This window comes from Butyrivibrio sp. X503 (assembly GCF_003625475.1).
Lineage (GTDB): Bacteria > Bacillota > Clostridia > Lachnospirales > Lachnospiraceae > Butyrivibrio.
Map to the genome: position 1 here is coordinate 1 of NZ_RAIQ01000011.1, position 24,179 is coordinate 24,179.

Here is a 24,179-nt window from a genome sequence, read left to right on the forward strand (position 1 = left end):
CGAGAGTTGGGCATACAATCATGAGCCGGATAAAGAGATTCTTGCATTATATGACAACGGAAACGCTGTCTTTAAAGATGAAAAATGCAAATATATCAAAGATGATGAGTTTATAACATTGACCGGTAAAGACGGCAATGAACTCAAAATGCATTACGATACCAATGAAGAAGGTATTGTTCTGTATGAAAAAGAAAAATATACGGCTTGCGAGGGAACTGACGCTAACGGAAACAGCATTGATTTTTCAGCGGAGGACAAGCAAGGGGTTGTTGGATATTGGCTCCATGAGAATGGAAATTCATCTTTTGTTTTTTCAAACGATGGAAGATTTATGGAAGATAATAGTTTTGGCGGACAATACGCGGTCGATGAAGCTGCAGGACAGATAAAACTCATGTATGATGCGGATTTTCGTTTTGAGGATGCTTTTCTTTATTACACTGTAAACGGAGATAATCTCATTATCGAATATCCTTGGCCAATGGTCCATACAACGGAGAAGTGATGGGAATCAAAAGCAGAGATGCTTGCGATAGAACAGGTGACAATGTCACCAAAACAAACTTTATAATGGGAGGTATGATATGGAAATGAAGCGTTTAGTTTCAACCGTGTTGGCGGGTGTAATGGCTTTTTCACTTGTTGCATGTGGAGAATCCGCATCTACAGCACCGGCTACAGATTCAGGTGATGCAGCACCTGCCGCTGAGGCAGAAGCAGAAGCAGAAGCACCTGCTGAAGCAGAGGCAGAGGCACCTGCCGCTGAGAGTGCAGCATCAGGAGAGCCTATTACTCTTAAGATGTGGTGTATCGCTACAGAGAGTGATTCAAACCGTCATGCATATGAAGCAGCTATTGCTGATATGCAGGCTAAGTACCCTGAGATTACATTAGAATGGGAGGCATTTGAGAACCAGTCTTACAAGACAAAGATTAAGGCAGCTGTTTCAGCTAACGAAATGCCTGATATCTTCTTTACATGGTCATGTGCATTCCTTGGTGATTTCGTAGAAGCAGGAAAGGTATATTGCCTTGATGCAGCTTATGAAAATTACAAGAGCGAGCTTCCTGAGGTTATGCTCGGAAACACAACATATGATGGAAAGCACTATGGTGTTCCGTTAACAATGAACATCGTTGGTCTCTTCGCTAACATGGATCTCTTAAAAGAGGCTGGATATGAGGAAATCCCCGGAACATATGAAGAGTTCATTAAGTGCTGTGATGCACTTAAGGCTAAGGGAATCATTCCTTTCGGATGTGCAGGAAAAGAGACATGGTGCGTAACTGAGTATCTTGAGTCTGTTATCGAGAAGAGCGCAGGCGCAGATGCACTTAACGACATTTTCCTTGGAAGAGAAACATGGGACAATGCAGATGTTGGTGCTGCTGTTGATACATTCCAGAAGCTTGTTAAAGACGGATACTTTGATCCTTCAGGAATCGGCCTTACAAACGATGAAGTTAAGAACAACTTCATGGCTGGTAAATATGCATTCTACATGAACGGAACATGGAACTGTGCAGACTTCGCAAACAATGCAGAGTTCTTCCCTAAGGTAAAGGTTAGCGAGTTCCCTGTAATTAACGCTGATAAGGCTAAGCTTGGTCAGTTGATCGGTGGACCTTCAGATACACTTGCTGTTGCAGCATCTTCACCTAACGCTGAGAGAGCAGCTGATTATACTTTCGAGCTTGGTAAGCTTATTTGCCACTATGGATATCTTGATGGATGCGGACTTCCTGCATGGACACCTTATGGTGACACAAGCTCTGTAAATGAGCTCACACAGGCAGTTGCTGAGATCTGCTCAAATGCAGATACATACGTTCTCTTCGGAGATACAGCTATGGATGCTGATTCAGCTAATACATATCTTTCATATGTAGATCAGGTTTATGGATGCCAGGTTGATGGTGAGGCATTCATCAAAGGATTAGCAAAAGATATTCGATAACATAAAACAAAAGATTTAGCTTAGGCTACTTACGATCCTTCCTGTGCTTCCCATGGGGAAGACGGAAGGATCGTATTATTTTAGAAGGTTATAATAATGTCTGATAATAATTATATTGTAAGTAAAGAAATATTAAGGGAAAGAAGAAACAAGAACATAAAAAAGCATTTGACCATATTCGTATTCCTTCTTCCCGGATTAGCACTTTTTATAAGCATTCTTATTGCTCCTATAGCAGTATCACTCTATAGAAGTACATTTGATTGGAATGGTTTTTCTGAAGGAACATTTATTGGAATTGCCAATTACGTAGAGCTGTTTACCAATGGTTCGATCAAATTTATAACGTCATTGAAAAACGCAATGATCATAGCTATCTTCTCAGTGTTTATACAGTTGCCTATTTCGTTGGCGCTGGCACTTCTTTTGGGAAGAAAGCCAAAGGGCGAAAAGGTATTCTTATCAATATTCTTTATGCCTGTGTTGATCTCAACCGTTGTTATCGGTCAGCTCTGGTTGAAAATATATAATCCCGACTACGGTCTTTTAAACAGATTTCTTGATTTTGTTCATCTTAGTCAGTATAAGCATGTATGGGTGGGCGAAATCGGAACAGCGCTTGGAAGTATCGTTGTACCTACTATTTGGCAGTACATCGGCTACCATATGCTTTTAATGTACGCCGGAGTTAAAGGTGTATCAGTAGACTTAAGAGAAGCAGCTATGCTTGACGGCGCAACAAAGTGGCAGGTTGATAAGTACATTGTTATTCCGATCATTAAGCCGATTTTAAAAGTAAGCGTAATTTTCGCGGTAACAGGTTCACTTAAAACTTACGACCTTGTACGTATTTTGACTGAAGGCGGACCCTTCCAGTCAACAGAAGTACCCAGTACCTTGCTTGAGAACATGCTTTTCTTGAGAAACAGGTATGGTATGGGTAGTACAATCACGGTTATGTTGATAGCACTTTGCTTTGCGTTTGCATTATTGATAAGCGCTGCATTTAAGGAAAAGGATAAATAAAAATGAAGTTTAAAAAATCGTTAGCATATATTCTTCTTGGAATATGGGCACTTGTAAACTTATTCCCTATTTACTTCATGTTTACATTTTCTCTTAAATCCAATGATGAAATTTTCGGAAAAAACATTATAGGTATCCCTAAGGACTGGTTGTGGTCGAATTACGTTTCAGCCCTTAAGACGGGAAATATGGCACTGTATTTTGCAAACAGTTTACTGGTTACAACTTTGGCAATTGCCATTTCTTTAATGGCAGCATTGATGGCCACTTACGCGATTACTCGTATTCCTTCGAGGCTTAATAAGTATACCAACGCATTCTTTATGCTCGGACTTACTATTCCACTTCAGGCTTCAATCGTACCGGTATATGTTGTTTTATCTAAGCTTCATTGGCTCAACAAATATTCAACACTTATCGTGCCATATTCAGCTTTTGCATTGTCAATGGCAATTCTTATATGTACAGGATTTATGGTCGATATTCCTATTGACCTTGATGAAGCTGCAAGAATTGATGGATGTGGATTATTCGGAACGTTTTTTAAGATTATACTTCCGCTTACAAAACCCGCATTTTCAACTGTAGGTATCTATTCATACCTTCAGTGTTGGAATGAGTTCATGTTTGCCAATGTTTTCATTTCCGACTCTAAACACAGAACATTGCCTGTAGGTATTAAAGCCTTGTCAGGTGCATATACAACAGATTGGGGTCCGATTGGTGCGGCTCTTGTAATCGCAACATTCCCGACTTTGATAGTATATGTTTTCTTAAGCAGAAAAATTCAGGATAGCTTTATCGCTGGTGCGGTAAAAGGCTGATAATTTTATACAATTTAGAGCTTGGCGAAAGATAAAAGCCAAGCTCTTTTTCTTTTGCAACAAAAGGTGAAAAATGTTATCTTTAAGAGGTATTATGTGGAGGAAGTTTTGAGGGGCGATATATGAACATAAAGAAAAATCTCTTACAATTCTATGATAACAATAGCAAGAGAACATCCCTGTCATCCAGTCTTAAGCAGGTTATCTTTGGGATTATTTTTATTGCCATTGTTTCCTTTCTGATTTCCACATATTACATTACTGAAAAAGAGAGAAAAGAATATGGAATTCGCGAAGCAGAGAGCGTAATAAAAACACTCTCCAATAATATTTATTCCGAAACCAAGAATTATATAGACCTTTCAAGACTTATCATGACTGAAGGAAGACTAGTAACATTTCTTAGGGCAGACACAGACGATGTAGATATCGGAATGATCAATGACGCCAGATACGGAATTATGAGTATTCTTAATGTAAAAGAGGGCGTGGATTCGGTTATTGTCTTTCGCGAGGATATGAAAAGAGTAGTTACCGATAGATTTTCATATAAATATAACCATCCTCTGATCGAACAAGATATATGGAAAAAAGATATCTACAACGGAAGAGGACGAGCTGTGGTCTCGCTTAACAGTAATAAAATAGCTACAAGAGCGGATAACAAGCCTGTTGTGACTGTTGGAAGAGCTATATACGATATTGACTCTCAGCGTAGACGCGGACTTATGTTAATGAATATATCCGCTTCGGTATATCAAAAGATGCTAAATCAGCTACATTACAGCGATATATGTATAATGGGAATCGATGGTACATACTTGGCAGGAAATAAAGAGCTGGTTCCTTTTTTTGAAACTGGATTTGATTCCGCTCAGATAGTGCATAAGAATGATGTCCTTGATCATGAGCGGATCCTGATATCAGGATGTAATGTAAGCAATCTTCCGATTGTTATTCTCAAAGTTTCTTCGTACGGATCGGAAGGCATTCCATACAAGATTATATACGCATTACTTTTCTTGCTGGTGGTGTTTATATTGATGGCAATATATGTAGCCAGATTTATTCAGAAGAATATTACAGATCCAGTGTTTGAGCTTTCAAGTTCAATGGAAAGAAACAAACGCTCCGGACATCTTAAAAAAATCAACATAGATATGTCTAGTAACGAACTCGACATGTTGAAGACAGATTATAACAGCATGATCGACCATGTAAACGAACTGATTGCTACACTTATAGAAAAAGAGAAAACACTTCAAAAAGCAGAAATGCGAGTGCTCCAAGAGCAGATAAAGCCGCATTTTTTATATAATTCCATAGAAACCATAGGTTTTCTTGCGATGGATGCCGGCGCCGATAGGGTACACGATGCACTTGAAACACTTGGCAGCTTTTACAGAAACTTCCTAAGTAAAGGAGACAGGGAAATTCCCTTGTCCAGAGAAGTATGCATAGTTAAAGATTATATTTCGCTTCAGAAACTTAGATACGGAGATATTATAGAAGATATCTATGACATTTCTGAGGATACCGAGAATTTCATCGTTCCAAAACTGATCCTACAGCCACTTGTAGAAAACAGTATCTATCACGGTATACGCTTAAAAGGCGAACGAGGTATAATAAGAATATCCAGCCGAATTGAAGAAAACGAACTCCACCTGAGCGTTAAAGATACAGGCGTCGGCATGGATGCGGATCAAATAGAAAAGATTCTATCCAGAAAAAAGATAAATCAAAATGAACTCGACGCAGAAAGTTTTGGTTTATGGGGTACAATAGAAAGAATAAGAATCTATTATGATAAAGAAGACGTGGTAAAGATAAACAGCGAAATCGGCGAGTATACGGAAATTGAATTTATCATTCCGTACGCGAGCCATTATGGGGTAAAGTGACATGAACAGAACATACAGGGTGATGATAATTGACGACGAAGAGTCTGCACGTAAACTCATGAGAGCCGGCATCAAATGGGATACTCTTAATATGGAGGTTGTCGGAGAAGCTGCTAGTGGTATAGAAGCTATAAACATTATTGACGATGTAAAGCCGGATATTGCCTTTGTTGATATTTCCATGCCTTTTATGGACGGAATAGAGTTTACCAAAACCGCAACTGACAGATATCCAAATCTGATCATCATAATCATGACCGCTATCAATCAATTTGAATATGCTAGAAAATGCGTAAGCCTTCCTGTTTTTGATTATATGCTTAAACCCATGGTAAGAGCAGAGATTTCAGATGTACTTGAGCGGGCAAAAAAGAAGCTAGATGAATCAAAAGACTCTTGGGAAGATTCTAAGGCAGAAATAGAAACAGAGAGTTCAGACGAAAATAACTCAACCGAACTTATTAAAAAATACGTAGAAGATAACTTTACGGATTCAATGCTTAATCTGACTTTTCTTGCACAATATTTTGGCTTCAGCGCCAGTTATCTATCAAGAAAGTTTAAGCAAGACACCGGAAAAAACTTTGTAGAGTATCTAAACGACTTGCGCATGAAAAAAGCGGTAAAAATAGCAAAATCTAATATCAAAATGTATCAGATAGCCGCAGAAGTTGGGATTCCGGACCCCAATTATTTTAGTAAATGCTTTAAAAAGTATACCGGCATGAGCTATTCTGATTATATTTCAACCAAGTAATTGTTATAATAGATCAATAAAATCGAAAGGTTATTATATAATGAGTGCATTTGAATCAGGCATATACAGAAACATCTTTAAAGAGATTGGAAAGACAGAAGATGAGATTTCTTCACGTCTTAAAGAGATTGTACATACTTTTTTCTATGATGAAGAAGAACGAATATATCATGAAACCAGCGGTGATATGGGGTATCTGACGGATACCGGCAATAATGACGCCAGAACAGAGGGCATGTCTTACGGAATGATGATGTGCGTCCAACTTGATATGCAAGAAGAATTCGATCGGATTTGGAAATGGTCAAAAACCTACATGTTCATGACAGAAGGAGAAAATGAAGGCTATTTTGCTTGGTCCTGTCAAACAGATGGTAAGAAAAATGCCGACGGACCTGCTCCCGACGGAGAAGAATTTTATGCTATGGCACTCTTTTTTGCTTCACACAGATGGGGCGATCGGGACGGAATATTTGAATATAGCAAAGAAGCCAAAGATCTTCTTCATTCATGCATTCACAAAGGAGAAAACGGAAGAGTAGGCACTCCCATGTGGAATAAGGATAACTATCAGATTTTATTCGTTCCGGGAATTGGCTTTACTGATCCATCCTATCATCTTCCGCATTTTTATGATCTTTTTGCTCTTTGGGCATATGAAGAAGATAGAGAATTCTTCAGAAAAGCTGCTGAAGCAAGCAGAAACTTTCTTGTAACAGCGTGTCATCCTGTGACGGGATTAAGCGCCGAATATGCTAATTTTGATGGAAGTCCAATGAATAAGGAATTACCTTGGGGACAATTCGGTGACTTTTTCAGCGACGCCTATAGAACAGCTGCAAATATCGGTTTAGACGCCGAATGGTTTGGAATCGATAAAGGGCAATATTCGATTCCGTTAAAGATGATGAATTTCTTTCAAACCGATCTTGAAGCGGCAAGATGCGCATACAAAGTTGACGGAACGCCTCTAGAAAGACCCGTTCTCCATCCTGTTGGGCTAATAGCAACAATGGCTCAAAGTGCATTGACTATTCCATACAGCGACAATGAAAACAGTGATTTTTCTACTGCAAAAAAATGGGTTGAATGGTTCTGGAATCAGCCTCTTAGAAAAGGCGTTCGCAGATACTACGATAATTGCTTATACTTGTTTGCATTCCTTGCACTATCCGGTAATTATCGCATTTGGAAATAATGTGTTTTAACACATATTATATATAATGTATTTATGATATATAACTGAGTAGGGGTTTTATTATGGCTAATAATGTAAAAAGGATATGTATTAACTGTGGCAGAACATTTACAGCCCGCGAAGGGAGAAAGGTTTTTTGCTCATTTAACTGCAAAAGATTATACGGAAATCACATCAGTTTCAGATGCAGAGATTGCAGAAACGCGACTTGCAGCATAAGAAACAATAATCTGGTCAATGCACCTTATGGATGTGAGAATCTGCTCAATCCAAACAGATAATAGTCTATTCCGGCAAAATAGAAAGAGTAAATAAAATAAAGACATCATGGAATACATTTACGAAACACACTTACATACTATGGAAGGAAGCGCATGTTCAAACACTCCAGCCAAGGACTATATTGACTACATGATAGACCTTGGATACAGCGGTATTATTGTAACAGACCATTTTTTTAATGGAAATTGTGCCGTTCCTAAAGATCTTCCCTGGGAAAAAAGAGTTTCTCTTTATTGCGCTGGCTACAAAAAAGCTTTTGAAGCTGCCAAAGATAAGGACTTAGCGGTCTTTTTTGGCATAGAGTATAATTTTGACGGAGATGAATATCTAATATACGGTGTAGACGAAGACTGGCTTCTATCCAATCCCGATATTATGCAAAGAGACAGATTTGAAGTTTACCAAGCGGTTCACAGCGCCGGTGGAATAATGGTTCAAGCTCACCCATACAGAGAAAGAGGATATCTAAAGGCAATTCATCTTACTCCAGAAGTATGTGATGGAGCTGAAATTTTTAATGCAGGAAACCCTGACTGGCAAGACGCTCTAGGTTACCAATACGCGAATGACCGGAATTTTCTCTTTTCAGCAGGATCGGACATTCATAATTTTACACAAGATGACATGGGAGGTATGAGTTTCCCCTATCCTATACATTCTATAAAGGAGTACGTATCGGCTTTTCTTAAAGGTGACGGAACTCCTGTGTTTAAAAGAAATGTTCACGGTTGCAATTCTTCTTTTAACAGAGTCACTGATGATATTGCTCTTACGGTGCCTTCCAGAACCCCTTCTCTAGAAGTAATATGGCATGAGAAAGCTAACGTATCAGCACAATAATGGAGGCTAATTTCATGGATAACAAGAAATATATCGCACTTACTTTTGATGATGGTCCTTCCGATACAACAACATTACAAGTTCTTGATAAATTAAAGAAATATGGAGTTGTTGCCTCTTTTTTCCTAATAGGAGAAAACATGACTCCTGAGAGAGCGCATATTATCAAAGAAGAAATCGCACACGGATGCGATATTCAGAACCATTCGCTTACGCATTCCGATATGCGGGAATTCAACAAAGAAACAATTCTCGCCGAGATTAAGGAAACTTCTCGAAGAATTGTTGAATACACCGGGAAAGAGCCTACGTTCTTCAGGCCTCCCTATATCTATGTGAACGATCTTATGATGGATACAATTCCATTAATATTCATAAGCGGCTACAATGGTCTTGATTGGGATCCTGAAGTTCCTGCTTCCGAACGCGCACGGCTGATAATAGAAGGCGCCAGAGACGGAGCAGTTATTCTTCTTCATGATCTTGAAGGAAATGACGCCACTGTAGAAGCTCTTGATACAATTATTCCGACCCTGCTTAGGGAAGGATATGAATTTGTTACCATAACAGAACTGTTTGATAGAGCCGGAATCAATTATCAGAATGCAAAAAGAGAAGTCTATTCATATACAGATCAATAAGTCTCTGTTGCTTTTTGTATATGTATAATAGAAGCCGCACATATCATTTCGTAAAACAGAAATTTTGCGAAATGATATGTGCGGTTTGTTTTATTTTTCTACACTATCTATATTTATTGATCAGCTATGAAATTTTATGCTCATTCACAATCAAAAATTGTCTTTCCTTCAAGCATCTCTCCGAATCTAAACTTCCATTCGCTGTGTATGGTAGAATTGTCAAAATTCTCAAGCCCTTCCGGGGATAATTGCAATTCAATCATAACATGCGCTCTGTTTAATCTTTCTGAGCAGGACTGATAAATCCTAACATCCGAAACGCCTTCAATCTTTGTGGATCCTTCAAATAATTCCTTGATTTCCTCCATATGACTTTTCCAGTCAACGCCTTCTATGAATTTTGCGATAATATAATGTTTCATAAACATTGCTCCTTTTAAAATATGATATATCCAGCACATGCACAAACAAGCCGTGTATTCACACGGCTTGTTGAAATAATTAAATCATCATTTAAAAAGACTGGTCACAGTGTTCATTATAGTCTTATTTTCAAGAATAGACTCTAATATACCTCCGAGTTGACTTTTTTCTCCTTTAAGAAGAGCAACTGCAGCTTTTTTAGTATCCGCATCAGCGGCACGGTAAAGCTCAAGCAGCTTCTTCTCCGCCGTAGTAACTTTTACAGAAGATCCCGTAGCTTTCTTTGTAGCTGTTGTAGTCCCGGTCTTTTTTGTTTTATTTGCAGCAATACTCTTTGCTTTCGAAGCGGTTTTTTTCTTGGTTCCGGAAGTACTCTTTTTTGATGTTGTTGTCTTCTTTGTTGTTGCCATGATTACTCTCCTTCTCGTCTAATTAGCGAATATTGATTATCAGAATCTAAGACCAGCTGCATATCGGCAGGCTTAGTTCTGCTTAAACATAACCATACATTTGACATGTCACTAAATTCAACAAACTTCTTTACTTTCTCCATTGAAAATCCACTACTGGCACGTTTTCTGGCTATCAATCTATCATGAAGCTGCTCTCCATCTGCTATGATCGTCATCGTATAATCAGCATATGAAGAGAGGTCTCGCCATCCTTCTATGTCAAGTAACAGATAGTTTCCTTCCAATATAACTATATCAGCATCAACTTTTATCCTATCTTCTATAGGATTATGTGATACTCTGTCATAAACCGGCCATCCACAAATTTCTCCTCTTGCTACTTTCTCAATACTATACTTTAACTTTTTTAAATCAAAAGTAATAGGCGCACCCTTTATCTCAACAAGCGGGACCCTTTCTCCATCTATATATACAGCGTGCGACTGCAAATACTCCTGTCTTTTGTGAAAGCCATCCATTCCAAGTGCTTTAACCGTTTTGCCGGGAATAACGTCCTTTGCCAAAAATTCAAGAAAACTTGCCATTGTACTCTTTCCGGCTCCGGGCGGTGCCGCGATCATTGCGATAGCGCGATTTCCTTTTTTATCATGGATTTCTGCAAGCTTCTTTAAAAATGGAACAAAAATTTTCTCTACGCTCTCATCGCTATATGTTGCCAAAACTTCAAGACCATTTATGAATTCACAATACTCCATACGCAATCTTCCTTTCCGGCAACTGACCGCCTATATCTTAGTATATAGCATTTTTTACTTATTTACATCAATATGAATGTAATCAGATAAGCTGATTCTCTTTTACTCTTAAAACAAAAATAAACGCTTTTCTAAACGGAAAGATTTTTATATAATCATTTTTAACGCATATATATAAAAGGAGTCATACCATGTCACTAGAAAAATATATTAATCCAAATTTTACCCTATTCCAGAAATTATTGTTCCTAATCATGACTATAGTTGGAATAACACTCTGTGTACTACTTATATATGTTGGAACCAAGTTGACTTATGTTCCTAATGAATCCGGAAAAAAGCGAAAGCTATCTTCAGCTGAAAAAAAATTTCTTTTCTTCAAAAATTTCCATCTCAACATTCAACTTTTTATTGAAATGATGATTTCTGCCACGTCAGTAATGATGTTCGCTTGTTCATATATAATAGTTAACCACGTATATTCCATAGTAACCGGTCATAGCGGCAAATACTATGGATTTGATGAGTTCATAAAAACATGGGAAAGCAGCAAAGATTTTATATTACTTCTGCTTATCTGTCTATCCTGCGTTGCAAATACTATAATAGACAAGTTTGTCATTCCTCTTAAATTACCTTCTAAAGAACAAAAAGCTTCCATTAGAATGCTCGGTATGTTTTATGTTATTATCATCCTGCTTTTTATAAACTATACAAAAGGCGAGGCAAAGGTATATGGCCCGGTAATGATGTACTATTTAAGCCTTATGGTAGGTAGATTTGTTTACTTTGATGCATCGTTTATGGATTTTCTCCACGCTTTAAAAAGCGCAATTTATCATTCTCCGCTTCTTATTTTAGGACTTCTGACCTCAGGTTCACTAAGTTTACTAGGCTTTAATCTGGGGTATTTCCTAGAGCGGAATTACTATATATTAGGTTCTTTCTATACTCATCTTTTCATCCTAGTTGTCCTGTTTGTGCTGCACAACAGCAAACTACTATATCTGTTTGTCAGAAAACCAAAAGAAGACCCGGAACCATACTATGATGAATACGATGAGTATGACGAATACGACGAATATGATAAATAATAAAAACACCCATCTTCATTGCTTCCTTAGTTCGTGAAGATGGGTGTACTTTACATACATACTCAGTTATGCATTTCTAAGAATTCCTATAATTCCAATGATAATCAGCAGTGGAAATGCCACATAAATCAACCCGCCTACTACCAGCATTACTAATATAAATGGACATAAGATAAGATACATCACCGCTTTAAAAATACTCCAAGAAGCCTTCAACGCGAATCCGATCATTTTTCCAAATATAATAAAAAACATAACAAAAAATAAAATCGTAATCATAGTCTGAATTCTCCTTACAATTCATGTTGATCAATGCAATCCGGCTTATCATCCATTATTATCGCCGCCGCGATATACACCGGAATACCGATTCCACCACCAATGGATGCAAGAATCCATATCAAACGAACTATAGTTGGATCAACATCCATGTATTCTGCTATTCCGCCACATACACCACATATTTTTCGCTCATAGCTTTTATATAATTTTTTTCCCATATATTTATCCTCCATATAAGATACTGTTTTACTGTTGAAATGATTATATGCCCTGCAAATCCGCGAATACATACTGATATTCGCGGATTAAGCTCTGTATTTTTCTTTTTTGGAAAAATATATAAACAGACTAATGATTAGAAAATCCTTGCCGATATTAATGAAAGAACAAAACAAAAAGGGAATAGAAATATGATGGACTACAACTTCCTGTCTTCCGTAGACAGAATAACAAGTGCATATCTTAAAGACAATCTTTCATCTAATAACAATCTCCTGGATGATGAAACTAAAGCAAAGTTCGGTTCCGATTTTACTGAGGTTTACGATTCTCTCCAAACTATGAAAATGCTCAATTCAGCTATGCATCCGGGAAACTCTGTTTCCGGAAAAGATTCTCTTCGCGAACACGCATCCAGGCTTGGTTATTCTATCGATAACCGCGTTATTGACATGCTCAGAATTACTATTTCGGATGAAATGAATCTCAAAGTCAATAGTGCTGTGCATTCTGCCGCAAGCGAACTATTCTGATCTCCTTATCTACTAAAATTTTAATATCCTTATGAGATTTCCCCTTGACTTGACGAGGTGATGTTGTAATAATATCGTTAGGTTTATGCAAAAATACTTGTATACAATAACGAGGATGAATTATGAAAAAATACAGCGAAATGTCACCAGAGGAATTATTGAGAGAAAAAGAGCTTCTTTCTCAGCAGTATAAAGAATGGCAAGCCAAAGGTCTCAAGCTAGATATGAGCCGCGGAAAACCATCTGTTGAGCAGCTCAACCTTTCTATGCCTATTTTTGATATATTAGACGGCAAATCCCTTATGAAATGCATGAATGGCGTTGAAACGCGAAACTATGGTTGTCTGGAAGGAATTGTTGAAGCACAGCATCTTATGGCTGAAATAATGGACTGCCAGCCTGAGCAGGTAATAGTATGTGGCAACTCTTCTTTAAATATCATGTTCGATACAGTCGCTCGCGGATACATGTTTGGTTTTGGGGGATGCACCCCTTGGTGCAAGCTTGATAAAGTAAAATGGCTCTGCCCCGTCCCCGGTTACGACAGACACTTTGCCATTACCCAGCACTTCGGTTTTGAAATGATCAACATTCCCATGAACGAGGATGGCCCCGATATGGATATGATCGAAGACTTAGTATCAAAAGATGATTCTATTAAGGGAATCTGGTGCGTTCCAAAGTATTCAAACCCTCAGGGCATAGTATATTCAGACGAAGTTGTTCGCCGAATGGCCAACCTAAAGCCCGCCGCAAAGGATTTCAGAATATTCTGGGATAATGCATACGCTGTTCATCACCTATATAAAGAAAAGTGCAAGATTCTCAACATACTTCATGAGTGCGAGGAAGCTGATAATCCAAGTCTTGCCTTTGAATTTGCATCAACTTCAAAGATTACTTTTGCCGGTGCCGGAATCGCAGCTATAGCGTGCAATAACGCCAACAGACAAGAGCTTAAAAAGACTCTGACAGTACAAACAATCGGCTATGATAAAGTAAACATGCTTCGTCACGCCAGATTCTTTATGGATGTTGAATCTGTGGATGCACACATGAAAAAGCATGCCAAAATTCTTCGTCCTAAATTTGAACTTGTTATAAATACAATGGACCGTGATCTTTCCGAAATTGGATGTGGTTCATGGAGAAGCCCTAAAGGCGGATACTTCATTACTTATGATGCACCCAAAGGTACAGCTTCAAGAATTGTCGAGCTTGCAAAGCTAGCAGGTGTTATTTTAACTCCCGCTGGAGCTCCTTTCCCTTATCACATGGATCCCGATGATTCAGTTATTAGATTTGCACCTTCTCTTCCGCCTCTGGAAGAGCTTGAACAGGCTGCTAATATCTTTACTGTTTGTGCTAGACTTGCATTCTTGGAAAAATTACTTTTAGCTAAGGCATAAAAATGACGCCGTGAAGATTATATTCTTCACGGCGTTTAATTTACTTACTTGTTGTATCAGACTTGCTTTCTTTTAATCTTTTTATTCCTTCAATAGCGGTCTTGTATATCATTGCCATGTGTCTGGATGCCGGATCGTTCATATCACATTTCTTTTGCATAAGATTAAAATGCTGTATTGCCTCATCGATAACCGTTTTAGAAATTACATACCCATCGCAATAAAGCGTCCCGGTATCCGCATCATACCTCGACTCCTCAAATCTCGTTTTTGCATAATCCCCTGCGCCCATACTGGCTGCAAGCTGGTTTATTAGATCAGTTCTGGTATCTCCCATATAGAAATCTCCTTCCATAAATCCAGTAACTTATTATCGAATTATACAATAAGATTTTATCATAATTTGAACAACCTGTAATCTTTTGATATCATACCATTGACACTTATTATTTATGAAAAGAGGTATAACCATGAATACAAATATGATCATAGAAGCCATTGGATATCTTGGTTCTGCACTTGTTTTGGTCTCTTTTTTAATGGCCTCTGTAGTTAAGCTTAGAATCATTAACTCTATCGGAAGCATAATCTTTACAATATATGCCTTTATTATCCACTCCTATCCGACAGCACTTATGAATCTCTGTCTGGTTCTCATCAACATCTATTATCTTATAAAAATGAGCAATACCGCAGTCGAATATGATTTTATCAAGTTAAAAAAAGATGATTCCATTATTCGCCACTTTATAGAATGCCATAAAGATGATATTCAAAAATGTTTTCCGGGTAACTCTATTGACTTTTCAACAGCCGATACCGGATATGCTGTATGCCACAAAGGTAACCCTGCAGGAGTTCTTCTCGGAAAACTTGAGAATAACAACTTAGACATAATGCTTGATTATTCTACTCCGGAATACCGAGATTTCTCTATAGGTAAATTCCTGATATCAAAACTTCCGGATGAAGGAATACGGTCCATGACTTATCGCGGCTCGGATACTTATCATAAAGCCTATCTATCTAAAGTTGGTTTTAAACAAAAAGATGGTTTTTATGAAAAAGTTTTTTGATCTTAATGCTTTCCCATATCCATAAACATTTTCATGGTTTCGACATCATTCGCATTTATTTTAATGTTTGATTCAATTGTTTTTCCATCTGCTGTAGTGACTTTCATTGCAATAACAGCTCCTTCTTGCATTGCATTTTCACCAACAGCCTTGATAAACGGCATTACTTTGGGATGATCATTTTGAAAAATGCCCAGTCTTTGCTGAAGCTGCATTAACATCATTGGATTCATATTCATAACGTAGCCTTCCTCGTATGTTTTTTATTCTAATATATTAATGTAAAACTTGAGCGAAATCAAATTATTTTAATTGTTCTGGGACTAAAATATGTATGCGCTTACAAATTGACAAAAACCTGTAACATACAAGGAGGAAAATAAATGTACGGATTTGGAGATATGATACAAAAGCTCAAGGCTGATCCTAAAACCATTGTATTTCCTGAAGGCTCAGACCCTAGAATCCTTGAAGCGGCATCAAGATTGCTTGCCGGAAATTTTTTGAAACCAATTCTTTTAGGCAATGAAAACGAAATAATTAAGGCTGCTGAAGATGCAGGCTATAACATTAGGGGTGCTAAAATAATAGACCCTGAAACATATGATAAATTTGATGAAATGGTAGATGCATTCTGTGAACTTAGAAAAAGCAAAGGGATGACTCCCGAAAAAGCTATTCCTATTCTTAAACAGACGAACTATTTTGGTACTATGCTCGTAAAGATGGGTTATGGGGATTGCTTGCTTGGTGGTGCAACTTATTCTACTGCGGATACTGTTCGCCCAGCATTACAGATTATAAAAACAAAACCCGAAAACACCATAGTCTCTTCTTGCTTCATCTTGGTTCGCCCTTCTGCAACAGGAGAAAATGAAGTAATCGCTATGGCGGATTGTGGTATTAATATTAATCCCTCAGAAGATGAGCTTGTTGAAATCTGTGGTGAGACCGTTAATTGTGCACAGAGATTTGGAATTAATCCAAAAGTTGCATTCCTTTCTTTCTCTACTAAAGGATCAGCAAAAGATGATACAGTAACTAAAATGCAAAATGCAACTAAAAAAGCTCAGGAAAAATATCCTGACATCCCCATAGACGGCGAACTGCAGTTTGATGCTGCTGTGTCTCCAAGGGTTGCAAAACAGAAAACTCCCGGATCACCTGTTGCCGGACATGCAAATACTTTTATTTTCCCAGACATCAACGCCGGAAACCTTGGATACAAAATTGCTCAGCGTATGGGAAATTTTGAGGCATATGGACCTATTCTTTTAGGTCTTAATGCACCAATTAATGATCTTTCTCGTGGTTGTAATGCAATTGAAGTTTATTCAATGTCAATTATTACCGCATCTCTTGCCTAATATATAGTAATGTAAAAAGGTCAAAGCTTCTTTAATATGTAGAAGTTTTGACCTTTCATATTTTTGTTTTAATCCTTACTAATCTTATCGCTATGTCTACGCCCGTGCGCTTTATAGTATGAAGCTTTATCCTCATACATTCTTTCATCTGCCTGTTTGACGGCAAGATTTATTTCTTTTGAATCTTCTGTCCAGACAGCTCCTATAGCAACAGAAATATCTTCTGTTTTTGCTTTAAGTTTACTTACCAACGTATCAAACTTCTCATGAGCTATCTCCGGTATTATTGCCAGAAACTCATCTCCACCTATTCTGTAGCAATACTTCCGCTTAAAGACAGACGCAAAAATATCGGCCGTTTTCTTAATGCGTTCATCGCCCGCGTCATGGCCCTCTGTTTCATTCGTATTCTTCATTCCGTTTATATCAAGATAGGAAACACCCACCTTAGTTGATACCCCTGATAAAACAAGAAGTGTCTGATTCAAAGCATAACGATTTCCCAGTCCCGTAAGAGCATCATGACTTCCCAAATAAGTCATCTCTTTTGTTAATGCACGATTTCTCATCTCATAAGAAATAAAGATGGCAACCGACTCCATTACTTCTCCGACATTTAGTGGCAAATCTTCAGCATAATTATCCGCAACAAGATATCCGATTATTTCATCATTGTCTCTCATAACTGAAACACTGTATCTAGAAATACTTCCATCCAATATATTGTAATAAACATCTTCATCTATCTTGCTGATATCAGCACTTCCATTTACAAGCACTGTGTTTTTGTCTCCGAGCTGTTGATTCCATATAGATATAACATCAACCTCTTCAAAGGCTTTTCTGCCCGGTAAATTCAACGTTCTTGCGCCCGCATTATTAATCCATTCATGCGTGTCCGTAACTTTTTTATCTTTTACTTCCACAACACCGACTCTGTCCGCTTCAATTGTTTTACCAAGCAGCATAAGAACTTTTTTTATGCCTTTTCCAAATTCTGCAGATGAAAGTGCAGTGGCGCAATCTATTATCAATTTACTTGTATTAGAAGCAAGCTTAATATTATCTTCGCTTTTCTTTGCTCCGGTAACATCATGGAAAACAAATGCACAGAAACCCTTCTTGTATACCGGAACCGACCAAAACTCATGCCATTTATCAAATTGGGTATTATACGTTCTTACCTTGGAGGACTGCCTTAATATAGCTGCTTGATAGCTATACTTTATCCAATCTTCATCTCGGTTTGGTACAGTCTTATAATATGTATTTCCGATAAGATCCTCTACCGGAATTCCCACAAGTTGTGAATACTTTTCATTTGCAAAAAGAAACAACATATCCTTTACTGTGCCAAATGGATCTGTTAACACCTTAAAAATACAACATGCGTCCGGGAGATCCTTAAGCATATATATTACATCGTTTGGTTCAATGCTATCAAAAGAAGAATATGTGATTTTCCCTTCTTTACTGTATTCCGTCATTTCCATCTCCCATATACAGTCAAAATGTTAACCTTATAACATGAATTATACTATACTTATTAACGTTTTGCACCTATTCAGATTGATGGTTCACCGATATATTTTTTTAAACGCTCTCTATTAAGTGATTCGCCTATAACTATTAAAACTGCCCTATCTGTTTCCGTATCTCCGATAATGAATTTTGTTCTTGTAGCATTTATCTCTGTTTTCTTTTCCTCTCCTGTATCTATAAATCCCTTAATCCTAAATATTCTTCCACATTCGGGATCGTCAAACATTTCTTTGACCACTTTTTCAAATTCTGTTTTGGACATGGAAAAATCAAAGTAAAATAACGTTTGGTATGCCATGCTCTCACTAACCGTCTCTTTTACATACTCTGCCTTCTTATACCCAGCGGCTGTAATTAACGCATAATCTTCACAATTTAATTCTTTCCAATCCTTGGCAACAACATCTTCTTTGTCTATCTTCCTGTTGCACGAAAACTCTTTCATAGAATCATTAAGAATACTGATTACTAATTCTTTTCTATAAAAATTTTCATTATTTAATTTACTTAAAACAATTTTCCCGGCACATGCTGCTTCAGACATAAGTATGAACCTAGATTCTTTTGACAATTCATCATCAAGTTCGACGTCTAATATGCAAATGATATTATTCATCTCATACCAATTGTCCAGAGGTTCTTCATACAACGTATCAAACAATTCATCCGGATCAAATATTCCGGACGGTTCTATTATTACTCGGTCATAACCAGCCATTCCAATAGAAATTAGTTTTGTCTTAAGTCTACGTTTATGAGCCTGTGCTCCGTCGCCGCCTATTATCATTTCGATATTGCAATTTTCTCCGGCAATATCTTTTAAAAGTACCATATCAACATTGATTGCGCCAAAATCATTCTCTATGATACATATTTTTTCGCCTTTTTCTAAAAAATATTTTGTATAGGGTTTCAAAAAAGTAGTCTTTCCTGAACCAAGAAATCCTGTTATCAAATCTATTTTTGTCATGTATTTCCCTTTTCCACTCAAAAAGAGGCTATTTCACTGCCTCTTCTGTATGTTATATAACATATATCGGTTATTTATCTTCTATAGCAATATTCTTTAGGATTACTCCCTTTCCCTCTATAATATGTGCTTTTCTTCCGCCGCAATTTGGACACAAATACCCATTACTCCTATCTGGATAGTATTCATTTCCACATTCCTCGCATAATGCTTTTACTTCTACTTCTTCGCAAATAAGCTCCGATCCTTCCAAAATGGTTCCCTTTGAAGCTATCGGAAAGTATTTATGCATGTAATATGGCATTACTCCGCTTGTTTTGCCAATCTGAACCGTTATGCTTTTTATTCTCGATGCGTTGTTCTCGTTTGCAACACCAATAGCAAGAGCAACCATCTTGGATATATAACTCATCTCATGCATTTTTTCTTTTCTCTTGTTCTTATTTTTATTGTCATTTTATCATCATTTTATTGATTATATAATGATATCTGAGATAATAATACTATAGGAGAATGCATATGCCACATAATGTTGTAAAAATCTGTATGGGCTGCGGACGAACTTTCATTGCGCGAAACAGCGGAATGGCTTTCTGCTGCAAAGCATGCAAAAAACGTTATTCATATCACTATACCTTCAAATGTAGGGATTGCAGAAATGCCGCCTGTGAAGTTCGTAATGAACGACTGCAAGGATGTGCATTTGACTGTCCTAATTTAAAATGGAATCCTTAGGTCTCTTCACATTTCACATGAAGAGGCTTTTATTTTCCTAAAAGATGATTTATAAATTGCTGAGCTGTCCTGCCTGAAACTCCTCCGTGATTTAATTCCCACCTGTCTGCTTCAAGGCATAACTCTTCATTGGTAATATCTATTCCACTTCTATCCGCAAGCTCTTTTACTATTGTGTAATACTCTTGTCTTGATGGTTTGTAATATCCTATCGTGACACCAAATCTGTTCGCCAACGATAGTTTCTCTTCCATAGTATCGGATCTGTGAATATCACCGTCTTGTTCAACATCCCTTCTATCATTCCACGTTTCACGAATAAGATGCCTTCTGTTTGAAGTTGCATATATTAGGATATTATCCGGTTTTGTTTCAACTCCACCCTCAATTACAGCTTTTAGGAACTTATAATCCGATTCATCTTCTTCAAAAGAAAGATCATCCATATAGATAATGAATTTGTAATTTCTATTCTTTATCTGCGATATTAACTGGGATAATTGTCTGAATTGATACTTATAGATTTCTATCATCCTAAGACCGTCCCCATAAAATTCATTAACAATTGCTTTAATGCTTGTTGATTTACCTGTTCCGCTGTCACCGAACAATAGGACGTTGTTAGCTTTTTTCCCCTCAACAAAAGCTCTTGTATTGGCAATAAGTTTCTGCTTTTGTATCTCATATCCCACAAGATCATCAAGAACCACTCTATCCATGTTGTTAATGGGAACAAACTCTATCTTTCCATCGCTCTGCTCGCGCAGTCTAAATGCTTTATTCAATCCAAAGGCTCCAACACCTATTTTTTTGTAAAACTCGGTTACTCCCTTAAAAAAAGCTTCATCTGAATCTGCTTTTCTTAAATTGCCAGCAAGGAAGCCTACTTTCTCACTAACGTTTTTATTGTACATAAGTTCGGGTTTTTCAATCGCTTTGTAATTTGTAATACAGGAAAAACAATCAATTTCAAGTGTGTTTTCTATTTCGCTAAAATCATAATTGAATAGTTCCCTAAATGCATGAAAATCACTGGTGGCAAAATGATTAACACTTCCTTCTCTGCTTCCGACTTTCTCACAGGTAAGGCTAAACGGATTTTCATCCATAATTAAAAGATATGTTAGATAGCTTTGCCATAGATTATTATCAAACGCACATTCTGTAGCCAACTCCAAAAGTCTTTTTACCTGCTTAAAGCATCTTGAAATAAGATCTTCTTTACTGTAATTATTACTATGAAGATCTCTTGAAACGCGCGAAAGTTCCATAAGAATTGAATCTTCCGGCAAATCTCCATAAATCAGCAGCTTGGCAACTATTTTTTCCATTTGTCCTCCGTATATGTCATATATATGCTATATAACATTTAGTTGTCTAATAATTTTCGTTCCAACTCGTCAAAGTCATAATCATCCCTTTGCTCAAAGTTATTAAACGAATTCTTTGGTCTTACCTGTTTTTTAGGAACATTTGCATAGTACTCGTTTCTAATGCAATCAATCATAAACGCAACCGGAACCTCAACTGTTGTGTTGTAATTAAGCATATATTCATATGCCTTTTTTATTTTTTCAACATCATACTCTGCAGTTTCAGCTATCTCTCTGATTTCTCTAACTTTAAAATAATCCATCATAAGCTCTATGAGCTCATCCATGATTTCATCTTTATTAATCTCTTTATTTATGTTGATCTTTTCTTCATTACCTTTCTTATCAACATAAAATCTTATTCCAACTGTTTTCCTTCCACTTTTTATTGGCTCATAATCAATCATCAGGCTAGTCTTTTTATTTAATTCTTCTTTGGCCTTACATAGTACATTTCTATTAAAAATTTTGTATTCTTTATATTTGGTCTGTCCGGTTTTCTCAACAAGCTCCGCTACTCTGTCATAATCAGGATGCTCTTTTTCAAGTTCTGTCTTTATCTTGTTATCTCCGCCCGAGTTTATGATTCCCAGGTCTAATTTTAGCGCAGTAAGATCATACTCGAAAACCTGCTCGCCTGATCCTTTAGTTATTGCACTCTTATAATCCAATGCTGATTTAAGCATCTCATATAAGCGCAAAGAATAAACACTCTTCAAGCTTAGTGTTTCTGCCAAGCTCAAAACAGTATAGCCCTTTTTCAAATTAACTATCTTATCTGTCAAAGAATTATTATATCGAAGTGTCAGCGTACCGTTCTTAAATGATGCATCAGTAACAACCTGATGAGCCTCAATTTTTCCATTTTCTTTATCTTTGATCAAAAGATTCCAATCGAAAATTGTGGCGCCTTTTATCTGTCTGTCACATAATGCTTCTATATGTTCATATAACGACCCGGAACTTGATTTAAACATTTTTCTTAAATCCGTTCCATAAATAGTCGCTACAACATTATTCGTATCATCTACTTTTATATGTTGCATCCCTATAGCAAATAGCTTTTGGCTTAGCGCCGTTCCTTTACCCATGGCATTGATCAGCTCGTTTGACTTGTTATAAGTTTTACTCAAAATAAGCTGCTCTCTTTTTTCTTCACGCATACTTTCCCCTATCTTTATATTACAAGTTAATGCACGTTCCTTTTTTACTCACCTATTATAGTAAAGGCGTTCCCATTTGTGCTACTTTTAACTCTATTATATTCCTTTTTCGTTCACCTTCAAGCTTTTTTTACTATATTTTGGGGTATTGATCAATCTATACCGCTATAATTTGTTTTTTTGCATTGAGTCCTCTAGTCAATGTTTTTATTCCCTTTTTGGTCACTTTGGTCCCCCTTATTATGCGCTTTTCAAATTTTTGACCGTTTTGCTTTGACTTCTTCGGTCTTTATTTTCCCTTTTTAGTCACCGTTTATACCTATTTTCTCCCGCAAAAATAATTTTGAACATATTTACTTCATCTTTATTATTTAAATTCCGTCTCTTTCTTTATTTTATAATCCTCACAGATCACTATATCCTTGTTTTACACGCTTGTTTATTCCCTTTTTGGTCACTTTTATACTCATTTCAGGTCTCTACTACTTTTTTTCATCAAGCGGTAGCCCTTATTCAAATTGATTCCCTTTTTAGTCACCTTTATTCCCCTTTTGTACACTCATCTTTCTGAATAGGATTTTTGATTTCCAGTTTTGATTTGTTTTTATACTATTTAATCTGGTCCTCAGCCTTAAAATAGTTTCTTCCCTTTTTGGTCACCTTATGTTCCATTTATCTTATCTTCTCATACTCTTTATAGACACTTTTTCTTATTGTCTCTTCTTCCCTTTTTTATCACCTTAAATCCCCTTATTGTTACCCTCATATTCCTTTTTTAGTTGCTTTACCTTCCCTTTTGCATCCCCTTTATCTGCGGAGATACTGATTTTTACTGAATTTATCACTTATATTAATTAATAATCAATTGTAGTTATAAATAAAAACTAAAAAACAACAATCTAACGTGGTTAGCTTTATAATTAAAAATCCTCCCAAAGCATTCATTACTTTATAAAAACAAAACGACTTTTATAGATCTACCTAATATGATTCTAATAAAATAGAAATACTTACATATAATTATTCCTTATCAATTTTTTTGACAAAAAAAGAGCTGTTAACTATAGTAACGGCTCTTTGATATTTCGTCTTATTTTTACGTTATTATAAATAACAAAAAATATTATAATTAAATATAATAATATCGAATTTATCTTGATTTATTTATTCTATTTAATATAGGAGATTTAAAGAAACAGTTTTCTTTAATATTTTGGATAAAAAACTGAAGTAGTATTAATGACTCAATAAATAACACCTATTATATAACCTATGACTGTTTTGGTCATTAATTTATTGCTATAATGCTCTCTTTATTTAAATTATACATGTTATTATATCCTCCTTTAATAAGTTCTGTTTTCTTCTTTGCTACAGCCTTATTTACTATCA

General features: G+C 36.7%; 25 protein-coding genes. 14 read left to right on the top strand and 11 right to left on the bottom strand.

The features are described from left to right. The 9 genes from D6853_RS15350 to D6853_RS14530 all read left to right on the top strand — a co-directional run. On the top strand, positions 1-508 hold a 508-nt coding region (locus D6853_RS15350; RefSeq protein ID WP_158588776.1), incomplete at its 5' end, for a hypothetical protein. 79 nt (positions 509-587) lie between these two features. After that, positions 588-1,961: an ABC transporter substrate-binding protein gene (locus tag D6853_RS14490; protein ID WP_120658722.1), complete on the top strand. Its 1,374-nt coding sequence runs from the start codon at positions 588-590 to the stop codon at positions 1,959-1,961. A 96-nt stretch (positions 1,962-2,057) separates the two neighbouring features. Then, positions 2,058-2,987 carry a carbohydrate ABC transporter permease gene (locus D6853_RS14495; RefSeq protein WP_199704185.1) on the top strand — a complete coding sequence of 310 codons (930 nt, stop codon included), beginning with the start codon at positions 2,058-2,060 and terminating at the stop codon, positions 2,985-2,987. Between the two features lie 2 nt (positions 2,988-2,989). Next, a complete protein-coding gene (locus D6853_RS14500; RefSeq protein WP_120658723.1) occupies positions 2,990-3,811 on the top strand; it encodes a carbohydrate ABC transporter permease in 822 nt (273 codons plus the stop codon). Between the two features lie 122 nt (positions 3,812-3,933). After that, complete coding sequence (locus D6853_RS14505; RefSeq protein WP_120658724.1) at positions 3,934-5,715, top strand: sensor histidine kinase; 1,782 nt, start codon at positions 3,934-3,936, stop codon at positions 5,713-5,715. Position 5,716: 1 nt separating this feature from the next. Then, positions 5,717-6,472: a response regulator transcription factor gene (locus tag D6853_RS14510; RefSeq protein WP_120658725.1), complete on the top strand. Its 756-nt coding sequence runs from the start codon at positions 5,717-5,719 to the stop codon at positions 6,470-6,472. Positions 6,473-6,512: 40 nt separating this feature from the next. Beyond that, a complete protein-coding gene (locus D6853_RS14515; protein WP_120658726.1) occupies positions 6,513-7,670 on the top strand; it encodes a glycosyl hydrolase family 8 in 1,158 nt (385 codons plus the stop codon). Between the two features lie 327 nt (positions 7,671-7,997). After that, positions 7,998-8,792 (top strand): PHP domain-containing protein, encoded by a 795-nt coding sequence (locus D6853_RS14525; protein ID WP_147367782.1) that lies wholly within the window; start codon positions 7,998-8,000, stop codon positions 8,790-8,792. Between the two features lie 14 nt (positions 8,793-8,806). Further along, entirely contained in the window at positions 8,807-9,433 is a 627-nt protein-coding gene (locus D6853_RS14530; RefSeq protein WP_120658728.1) for a polysaccharide deacetylase family protein, read from the top strand. Positions 9,434-9,573: 140 nt separating this feature from the next. Here the strand turns inward: D6853_RS14530 and D6853_RS14535 are convergent, their stop codons facing one another. The 3 genes from D6853_RS14535 to D6853_RS14545 form a co-directional block, all read right to left on the bottom strand. Then, the gene (locus tag D6853_RS14535) at positions 9,574-9,855 is read right to left on the bottom strand and encodes a hypothetical protein (RefSeq protein ID WP_120658729.1); all 282 of its coding nucleotides are present in this window, start codon (positions 9,853-9,855) and stop codon (positions 9,574-9,576) included. Between the two features lie 87 nt (positions 9,856-9,942). Further along, on the bottom strand, positions 9,943-10,266 hold the full coding sequence (locus tag D6853_RS14540) for a hypothetical protein (RefSeq protein ID WP_120658730.1): 324 nt from the start codon (positions 10,264-10,266) through the stop codon (positions 9,943-9,945). Between the two features lie 2 nt (positions 10,267-10,268). Beyond that, positions 10,269-11,024 carry a nucleoside/nucleotide kinase family protein gene (locus D6853_RS14545; protein WP_120658731.1) on the bottom strand — a complete coding sequence of 252 codons (756 nt, stop codon included), beginning with the start codon at positions 11,022-11,024 and terminating at the stop codon, positions 10,269-10,271. Positions 11,025-11,215: 191 nt separating this feature from the next. Between D6853_RS14545 and D6853_RS14550 the strand changes: the two genes are divergently transcribed. Then, positions 11,216-12,118, top strand: coding sequence for a hypothetical protein (locus D6853_RS14550; protein ID WP_120658732.1), 903 nt, complete (start codon positions 11,216-11,218; stop codon positions 12,116-12,118). 293 nt (positions 12,119-12,411) lie between these two features. Here D6853_RS14550 and D6853_RS14560 read toward each other — a convergent pair whose 3' ends face one another. Continuing rightward, positions 12,412-12,618, bottom strand: coding sequence for a PspC domain-containing protein (locus tag D6853_RS14560; RefSeq protein WP_120658734.1), 207 nt, complete (start codon positions 12,616-12,618; stop codon positions 12,412-12,414). Between the two features lie 192 nt (positions 12,619-12,810). Between D6853_RS14560 and D6853_RS14565 the strand changes: the two genes are divergently transcribed. After that, a complete protein-coding gene (locus D6853_RS14565) occupies positions 12,811-13,152 on the top strand; it encodes a hypothetical protein (protein ID WP_120658735.1) in 342 nt (113 codons plus the stop codon). 122 nt (positions 13,153-13,274) lie between these two features. Then, a complete protein-coding gene (locus tag D6853_RS14570) occupies positions 13,275-14,561 on the top strand; it encodes an aminotransferase (RefSeq protein ID WP_120658736.1) in 1,287 nt (428 codons plus the stop codon). A 40-nt stretch (positions 14,562-14,601) separates the two neighbouring features. Here the strand turns inward: D6853_RS14570 and D6853_RS14575 are convergent, their stop codons facing one another. Further along, on the bottom strand, positions 14,602-14,898 hold the full coding sequence (locus D6853_RS14575; protein WP_120658737.1) for a hypothetical protein: 297 nt from the start codon (positions 14,896-14,898) through the stop codon (positions 14,602-14,604). 133 nt (positions 14,899-15,031) lie between these two features. On the opposite strand from D6853_RS14575, the gene D6853_RS14580 reads away from it, so the two are divergent. Beyond that, entirely contained in the window at positions 15,032-15,637 is a 606-nt protein-coding gene (locus tag D6853_RS14580; protein WP_120658738.1) for a YgjV family protein, read from the top strand. Between the two features lie 2 nt (positions 15,638-15,639). On the opposite strand, the gene D6853_RS14585 is transcribed toward D6853_RS14580, so the two are convergent. Further along, positions 15,640-15,876: a hypothetical protein gene (locus D6853_RS14585; protein WP_120658739.1), complete on the bottom strand. Its 237-nt coding sequence runs from the start codon at positions 15,874-15,876 to the stop codon at positions 15,640-15,642. Positions 15,877-16,020: 144 nt separating this feature from the next. On the opposite strand from D6853_RS14585, the gene pta reads away from it, so the two are divergent. Then, positions 16,021-17,004 (top strand): phosphate acetyltransferase, encoded by a 984-nt coding sequence (pta, locus tag D6853_RS14590; protein WP_120658740.1) that lies wholly within the window; start codon positions 16,021-16,023, stop codon positions 17,002-17,004. A 68-nt stretch (positions 17,005-17,072) separates the two neighbouring features. Here pta and D6853_RS14595 read toward each other — a convergent pair whose 3' ends face one another. The 5 genes from D6853_RS14595 to D6853_RS14620 all read right to left on the bottom strand — a co-directional run bounded on the left by D6853_RS14595 (position 17,073) and on the right by D6853_RS14620 (position 22,787). Next, a complete protein-coding gene (locus D6853_RS14595; protein WP_243108371.1) occupies positions 17,073-18,491 on the bottom strand; it encodes a sensor domain-containing diguanylate cyclase in 1,419 nt (472 codons plus the stop codon). 77 nt (positions 18,492-18,568) lie between these two features. After that, positions 18,569-19,516 (bottom strand): GTP-binding protein, encoded by a 948-nt coding sequence (locus D6853_RS14600; RefSeq protein WP_120658742.1) that lies wholly within the window; start codon positions 19,514-19,516, stop codon positions 18,569-18,571. Between the two features lie 70 nt (positions 19,517-19,586). Continuing rightward, a complete protein-coding gene (hypA, locus tag D6853_RS14605; protein WP_243108372.1) occupies positions 19,587-19,937 on the bottom strand; it encodes a hydrogenase maturation nickel metallochaperone HypA in 351 nt (116 codons plus the stop codon). A 343-nt stretch (positions 19,938-20,280) separates the two neighbouring features. Continuing rightward, positions 20,281-21,582 (bottom strand): ATP-binding protein, encoded by a 1,302-nt coding sequence (locus D6853_RS14615; protein WP_120658744.1) that lies wholly within the window; start codon positions 21,580-21,582, stop codon positions 20,281-20,283. A gap of 38 nt (positions 21,583-21,620) precedes the next feature. Next, positions 21,621-22,787, bottom strand: a complete 1,167-nt coding sequence (locus D6853_RS14620; RefSeq protein ID WP_120658745.1) for a replication initiation protein — start codon at positions 22,785-22,787, stop codon at positions 21,621-21,623. Positions 22,788-24,179: the final 1,392 nt, after the last annotated feature.

Excerpts from the sequence above, each read along its gene's own strand:
- D6853_RS14515 (WP_120658726.1), top strand. The coding sequence starts at position 6,513 with ATGAGTGCATTTGAATCAGGCATATACAGAAACATCTTTAAAGAGATT.
- D6853_RS14545 (WP_120658731.1), bottom strand. The coding sequence starts at position 11,024 with ATGGAGTATTGTGAATTCATAAATGGTCTTGAAGTTTTGGCAACATAT.
- D6853_RS14560 (WP_120658734.1), bottom strand. The coding sequence starts at position 12,618 with ATGGGAAAAAAATTATATAAAAGCTATGAGCGAAAAATATGTGGTGTA.
- D6853_RS14550 (WP_120658732.1), top strand. The coding sequence starts at position 11,216 with ATGTCACTAGAAAAATATATTAATCCAAATTTTACCCTATTCCAGAAA.
- D6853_RS14530 (WP_120658728.1), top strand. The coding sequence starts at position 8,807 with ATGGATAACAAGAAATATATCGCACTTACTTTTGATGATGGTCCTTCC.
- pta (WP_120658740.1), top strand. The coding sequence starts at position 16,021 with ATGTACGGATTTGGAGATATGATACAAAAGCTCAAGGCTGATCCTAAA.
- D6853_RS14615 (WP_120658744.1), bottom strand. The coding sequence starts at position 21,582 with ATGGAAAAAATAGTTGCCAAGCTGCTGATTTATGGAGATTTGCCGGAA.
- hypA (WP_243108372.1), bottom strand. The coding sequence starts at position 19,937 with ATGCATGAGATGAGTTATATATCCAAGATGGTTGCTCTTGCTATTGGT.
- D6853_RS14490 (WP_120658722.1), top strand. The coding sequence starts at position 588 with ATGGAAATGAAGCGTTTAGTTTCAACCGTGTTGGCGGGTGTAATGGCT.
- D6853_RS14535 (WP_120658729.1), bottom strand. The coding sequence starts at position 9,855 with ATGAAACATTATATTATCGCAAAATTCATAGAAGGCGTTGACTGGAAA.
- D6853_RS14585 (WP_120658739.1), bottom strand. The coding sequence starts at position 15,876 with ATGAATATGAATCCAATGATGTTAATGCAGCTTCAGCAAAGACTGGGC.
- D6853_RS14495 (WP_199704185.1), top strand. The coding sequence starts at position 2,058 with ATGTCTGATAATAATTATATTGTAAGTAAAGAAATATTAAGGGAAAGA.
- D6853_RS14595 (WP_243108371.1), bottom strand. The coding sequence starts at position 18,491 with ATGACGGAATACAGTAAAGAAGGGAAAATCACATATTCTTCTTTTGAT.
- D6853_RS14525 (WP_147367782.1), top strand. The coding sequence starts at position 7,998 with ATGGAATACATTTACGAAACACACTTACATACTATGGAAGGAAGCGCA.
- D6853_RS14500 (WP_120658723.1), top strand. The coding sequence starts at position 2,990 with ATGAAGTTTAAAAAATCGTTAGCATATATTCTTCTTGGAATATGGGCA.
- D6853_RS14600 (WP_120658742.1), bottom strand. The coding sequence starts at position 19,516 with ATGACAAAAATAGATTTGATAACAGGATTTCTTGGTTCAGGAAAGACT.
- D6853_RS14510 (WP_120658725.1), top strand. The coding sequence starts at position 5,717 with ATGAACAGAACATACAGGGTGATGATAATTGACGACGAAGAGTCTGCA.
- D6853_RS14570 (WP_120658736.1), top strand. The coding sequence starts at position 13,275 with ATGAAAAAATACAGCGAAATGTCACCAGAGGAATTATTGAGAGAAAAA.
- D6853_RS14540 (WP_120658730.1), bottom strand. The coding sequence starts at position 10,266 with ATGGCAACAACAAAGAAGACAACAACATCAAAAAAGAGTACTTCCGGA.
- D6853_RS14575 (WP_120658737.1), bottom strand. The coding sequence starts at position 14,898 with ATGGGAGATACCAGAACTGATCTAATAAACCAGCTTGCAGCCAGTATG.
- D6853_RS14620 (WP_120658745.1), bottom strand. The coding sequence starts at position 22,787 with ATGCGTGAAGAAAAAAGAGAGCAGCTTATTTTGAGTAAAACTTATAAC.
- D6853_RS14580 (WP_120658738.1), top strand. The coding sequence starts at position 15,032 with ATGAATACAAATATGATCATAGAAGCCATTGGATATCTTGGTTCTGCA.
- D6853_RS14505 (WP_120658724.1), top strand. The coding sequence starts at position 3,934 with ATGAACATAAAGAAAAATCTCTTACAATTCTATGATAACAATAGCAAG.
- D6853_RS14565 (WP_120658735.1), top strand. The coding sequence starts at position 12,811 with ATGATGGACTACAACTTCCTGTCTTCCGTAGACAGAATAACAAGTGCA.